Annotated in this window: 3 rRNA genes; all 3 read right to left on the reverse strand. The window is 58.3% G+C overall.

From position 1 onward, the window contains the following. Positions 1–19: 19 nt before the first annotated feature. The 3 genes from rrf to CRM73_RS17890 all read right to left on the reverse strand — a co-directional run bounded on the left by rrf (position 20) and on the right by CRM73_RS17890 (position 5,593). Positions 20–136: ribosomal RNA gene (gene rrf / locus CRM73_RS17880) — 5S ribosomal RNA — on the reverse strand. 208 nt (positions 137–344) lie between these two features. Continuing rightward, positions 345–3,473, reverse strand: a 23S ribosomal RNA gene (locus CRM73_RS17885). A 594-nt stretch (positions 3,474–4,067) separates the two neighbouring features. Continuing rightward, a 16S ribosomal RNA gene (locus tag CRM73_RS17890) occupies positions 4,068–5,593 on the reverse strand. Together the 16S, 23S and 5S rRNA genes form the textbook arrangement of a ribosomal RNA operon. Between the last annotated feature and the right edge of the window lie 139 nt (positions 5,594–5,732).

Below are 5,732 nucleotides of genomic sequence, written 5' to 3' on the forward strand. Positions count from 1 at the left end.
GCTCGACCCTGGTGGTGTGGTCCGGCGGTGTCCTACTCTCCCACACCCTTCCGGGTGCAGTACCATCGGCGCTGCGGGTCTTAGCTTCCGGGTTCGGGATGGGACCGGGCGTTTCCCCCACGCTATGACCGCCGTAACTCTGGTGCCCGACCCCTGGGGCGTGCCGGCCGGTGGGCCGGTGATACGGGGTGGGTAAGTCACTGTGGTGTCCGCCCGTGGTGGGCGGTATTCAATTGCGGTTCCCCCCGACAACCGCGGGGGTTGTTGGTTGGGAGCCGTATAGTGGACGCGGTGTTCTGTGGTGACCCCACCCTTGTTCCCAACACGTGTTGGGGGTGGGGGTGTGGTGTAAGTTGTCGGCTTATTAGTACCGGTCGGCTGCACACGTCGTTGGTTCGTGCTTCCACCTCCGGCCTATCAACCCAGTGGTCTAGCTGGGGGCCTCTCACACACTAGGTGCGTGGAAATCTCATCTCGAAGCGAGCTTCCCGCTTAGATGCTTTCAGCGGTTATCTCTTCCGAACGTAGCGAAGCAGCGGTGCACCTGGCGGTACAACTGCCATACCAGAGGTTCGTCCGTCCCGGTCCTCTCGTACTAAGGACAGGTCTTCTCAAATTTCCTGCGCGCGCAGCGGATAGGGACCGAACTGTCTCACGACGTTCTGAACCCAGCTCGCGTACCGCTTTAATGGGCGAACAGCCCAACCCTTGGGACCAACTCCAGCCCCAGGATGCGACGAGCCGACATCGAGGTGCCAAACCATGCCGTCGATATGGACTCTTGGGCAAGATCAGCCTGTTATCCCCGAGGTACCTTTTATCCGTTGAGCGACGGCCATTCCACAATGTACCGCCGGATCACTAGTCCCGACTTTCGTCCCTGCTCGAGCTGTCGCTCTCACAGTCAAGCTCCCTTGTGCACTTACACTCGACACCTGATTGCCAACCAGGCTGAGGGAACCTTTGGGCGCCTCCGTTACTCTTTAGGAGGCAACCGCCCCAGTTAAACTACCCATCAGGCACTGTCCCTGACCCGGATCACGGGCCGAAGTTAGATGTCCAGAGTGACCAGAGTGGTATTTCAACGTTGACTCCACGTGCACTGGCGTGCCCGCTTCACCGTCTCCCACCTATCCTACACAAGCCACACCGAACACCAATACCAAACTATAGTAAAGGTCTCGGGGTCTTTCCGTCCTGCTGCGCGTAACGAGCATCTTTACTCGTACTGCAATTTCGCCGAGTTCATGGTTGAGACAGCGGGGAAGTCGTTACTCCATTCGTGCAGGTCGGAACTTACCCGACAAGGAATTTCGCTACCTTAGGATGGTTATAGTTACCACCGCCGTTTACTGGGGCTTAAATTCTCCGCTTCGCCGTGAGGCTAACAGGTCCTCTTAACCTTCCAGCACCGGGCAGGAGTCAGTCCGTATACATCGTCTTGCGACTTCGCACGGACCTGTGTTTTTGATAAACAGTCGCTTCCCCCTGGTCTCTGCGGCCCTTACCCGCTCGCACCAGCAAGTGGTGTCCACGGTCGGGGCCCCCCTTCTCCCGAAGTTACGGGGGCATTTTGCCGAGTTCCTTAACCATGATTCTCTCGATCGCCTTAGTATTCTCTACCTGATCACCTGTGTCGGTTTGGGGTACGGGCGGCTGGAACCTCGCGTCGATGCTTTTCTCGGCAGCATAGGATCACCGAATCCCCCCACGAATGGGGGTCCCGTCACGTCTCAGGCTCAATGATCCGCGGATTTGCCAACGGATCGCCCTACACGCTTAGACCGGGTCTACCATCGCCCGGCTCGGCTACCTTCCTGCGTCACACCTGTTAATACGCTTACCTCCCCGGTTCAGGTCCCACGCTCCCCGGTGCCGGCGGCGACCAATGGTCACCGCATGGCCCGGTTCGGGTGGTTAGTGTCCCCGGTTCGATAGGGGCGGTTCTTCGCCGGTACGGGAATATCAACCCGTTGTCCATCGACTACGCCTGTCGGCCTCGCCTTAGGTCCCGACTGACCCAGGGCAGATTAGCTTGACCCTGGAACCCTTGATCATCCGGCGGACGGGTTTCTCACCCGTCATTCGCTACTCATGCCTGCATTCTCACTCGTGTGGGCTCCACCACTGGGTCACCCCGCAGCTTCACTGCCCACACGACGCTCCCCTACCCATCGCACCACCTGAACCGGTCCGAAGACCGGTTGGGTATCATTGGTGCAATGCCACAACTTCGGCGGTGTACTTGAGCCCCGCTACATTGTCGGCGCGGAATCACTTGACCAGTGAGCTATTACGCACTCTTTCAAGGGTGGCTGCTTCTAAGCCAACCTCCTGGTTGTCTAAGCAACTCCACATCCTTTCCCACTTAGCACACGCTTAGGGGCCTTAGTTGGTGGTCTGGGCTGTTTCCCTCTCGACTATGAAGCTTATCCCCCACAGTCTCACTGCTACGCTCTCACTTACCGGCATTCGGAGTTTGGCTGACGTCAGTAACCTTGTAGGGCCCATCGGCCATCCAGTAGCTCTACCTCCGGCAAGAAACACGTAACGCTGCACCTAAATGCATTTCGGGGAGAACCAGCTATCACGAAGTTTGATTGGCCTTTCACCCCTACCCACAGCTCATCCCCTCCATTTTCAACTGAAGTGGGTTCGGTCCTCCACGCGCTCTTACACGCGCTTCAACCTGGCCATGGGTAGATCACTTCGCTTCGGGTCTAGATCACGCCACTCACTCGCCCTGTTCAGACTCGCTTTCGCTACGGATACCCCTCACGGGTTAACCTCGCGACGTAACACTAACTCGCAGGCTCATTCTTCAAAAGGCACGCCGTCACCTTGTAGGGCTCCGACGGTTTGTAGGCACACGGTTTCAGGTACTATTTCACTCCCCTCCCGGGGTACTTTTCACCTTTCCCTCACGGTACTGGTCCGCTATCGGTCATCAGGTAGTATTTAGGCTTACCAGGTGGTCCTGGCAGATTCACACGGGATTTCTCGGGCCCCGTGCTACTTGGGTACGCGCACCGTGCGGCAGCAACGATTTCGTCTACGGGACTCTCACCCTCTCCGGTCCGGCACTCACACCGGTTCGACTATCGCCCTGCACTCACACGCCCGGGCCGGCAGACCCGGGACGACACGCCCCACGACCCCGATGATGCAACCCCTGCCGGGTATCACACACCATCGGTTTGGCCTCTTCCGCGTTCGCTCGCCACTACTGACGGAATCACTGTTGTTTTCTCTTCCTGTGGGTACTGAGATGTTTCACTTCCCCACGTTCCCTCCACACACCCTATGAATTCAGGTGCGGGTCACCACGCATAACACGCGGCGGGGTTTCCCCATTCGGAGACCCTCGGATCACAGCTCGTTTATCAGCTCCCCGAGGCTTATCGCAGATTACCGCGTCCTTCATCGGCTCCTGATGCCAAGGCATCCACCGTGCGCCCTTAAAAACTTGCCACATGATCACAGAACACACCGATACCACCACCACCACACCCCTAGGGGTACGGCAGCGGTATCTCGGCGATCAATCACGAACACGGCACCACAACCCACCAGACACACCCCCGACCCTTGCGGGAAGAGGAAACCGTCCGGCTGCCTGCGGCACCTGTTCTTAAGATGCTCGCGTCCACTATACAGTTCTCAAACAACAACCCGCACACCCCGCACACTGGTGGCTGCACCCCCCGAAAGGGACACGACCACCGGCAGGACGCCGGGAACCCAGACACAACACCCCCACCCCCACCAAAGGGGACGGGGCCTGTTGTCTCAGGACCCAATAGTGCGCCACGGACCACACCCACCACCGGACCAGCTCTCTTCCACCACCCACACCGGAGGAACCCCACAGGGCCCACCACGATGGGACAGGTACTAGGACCCGACCCGGCCGGCAACCCCCACACCCGCCGGATCGGAACCCGGGAAGCACAGGAGGAGTGCGGCCACTTGCTCGTTGATATTCCACCCATGAGCTCACCCCACCAGCACCACGCACGGGCACTGAAGCGGGGGCGACCACCACACGGCGGTCAACGGCTCCTTAGAAAGGAGGTGATCCAGCCGCACCTTCCGGTACGGCTACCTTGTTACGACTTAGTCCCAATCGCCAGTCCCACCTTCGACGGCTCCCTCCCACAAGGGGTTAGGCCACCGGCTTCGGGTGTTACCAACTTTCGTGACTTGACGGGCGGTGTGTACAAGGCCCGGGAACGTATTCACCGCAGCGTTGCTGATCTGCGATTACTAGCGACTCCGACTTCATGAGGTCGAGTTGCAGACCTCAATCCGAACTGAGACCGGCTTTTTGGGATTAGCTCCACCTCACAGTATCGCAACCCTTTGTACCGGCCATTGTAGCATGCGTGAAGCCCAAGACATAAGGGGCATGATGATTTGACGTCATCCCCACCTTCCTCCGAGTTGACCCCGGCAGTCTCCTATGAGTCCCCACCATCACGTGCTGGCAACATAGAACGAGGGTTGCGCTCGTTGCGGGACTTAACCCAACATCTCACGACACGAGCTGACGACAACCATGCACCACCTGTCCACCAGCCCCGAAGGGAAACCCCATCTCTGGGGCGGTCCGGTGAATGTCAAGCCTTGGTAAGGTTCTTCGCGTTGCATCGAATTAATCCGCATGCTCCGCCGCTTGTGCGGGCCCCCGTCAATTCCTTTGAGTTTTAGCCTTGCGGCCGTACTCCCCAGGCGGGGCACTTAATGCGTTAGCTACGGCGCGGAAAACGTGGAATGTCCCCCACACCTAGTGCCCAACGTTTACGGCATGGACTACCAGGGTATCTAATCCTGTTCGCTCCCCATGCTTTCGCTCCTCAGCGTCAGTAACAGCCCAGAGACCTGCCTTCGCCATCGGTGTTCCTCCTGATATCTGCGCATTTCACCGCTACACCAGGAATTCCAGTCTCCCCTACTGCACTCTAGTCTGCCCGTACCCACTGCAGACCCGGGGTTGAGCCCCGGGCTTTCACAGCAGACGCGACAAACCGCCTACGAGCTCTTTACGCCCAATAATTCCGGACAACGCTTGCGCCCTACGTATTACCGCGGCTGCTGGCACGTAGTTAGCCGGCGCTTCTTCTGCAGGTACCGTCACTCTCGCTTCTTCCCTACTGAAAGAGGTTTACAACCCGAAGGCCGTCATCCCTCACGCGGCGTCGCTGCATCAGGCTTCCGCCCATTGTGCAATATTCCCCACTGCTGCCTCCCGTAGGAGTCTGGGCCGTGTCTCAGTCCCAGTGTGGCCGGTCACCCTCTCAGGCCGGCTACCCGTCGTCGCCTTGGTGAGCCATTACCCCACCAACAAGCTGATAGGCCGTGAGCCCATCCAAAACCAGTAAAACCCTTTCCACCACCCACCATGCGGCAAGAGGTAGTATCCAGTATTAGACCCAGTTTCCCAGGCTTATCCCAGAGTCAAGGGCAGGTTACTCACGTATTACTCACCCGTTCGCCACTAATCCGCCCAGCAAGCTGGGCATCATCGTTCGACTTGCATGTGTTAAGCACGCCGCCAGCGTTCGTCCTGAGCCAGGATCAAACTCTCCGTCAAAAAAACAACGAAAACATCAAACCCCGGCTGAAAATGTCGCCACCACCCCACGGAGGCAGGACGGCGACAACCAATCAACCGAATAAAACATCCGGTATCAACAAACATGGCACACTATTGAGTTCTCAAACAACAGACC

The sequence above is a fragment of the Kocuria sp. CCUG 69068 genome (genome assembly GCF_020833785.1).
GTDB classification, from domain to species: Bacteria; Actinomycetota; Actinomycetes; order Actinomycetales; family Micrococcaceae; genus Kocuria; species Kocuria rosea.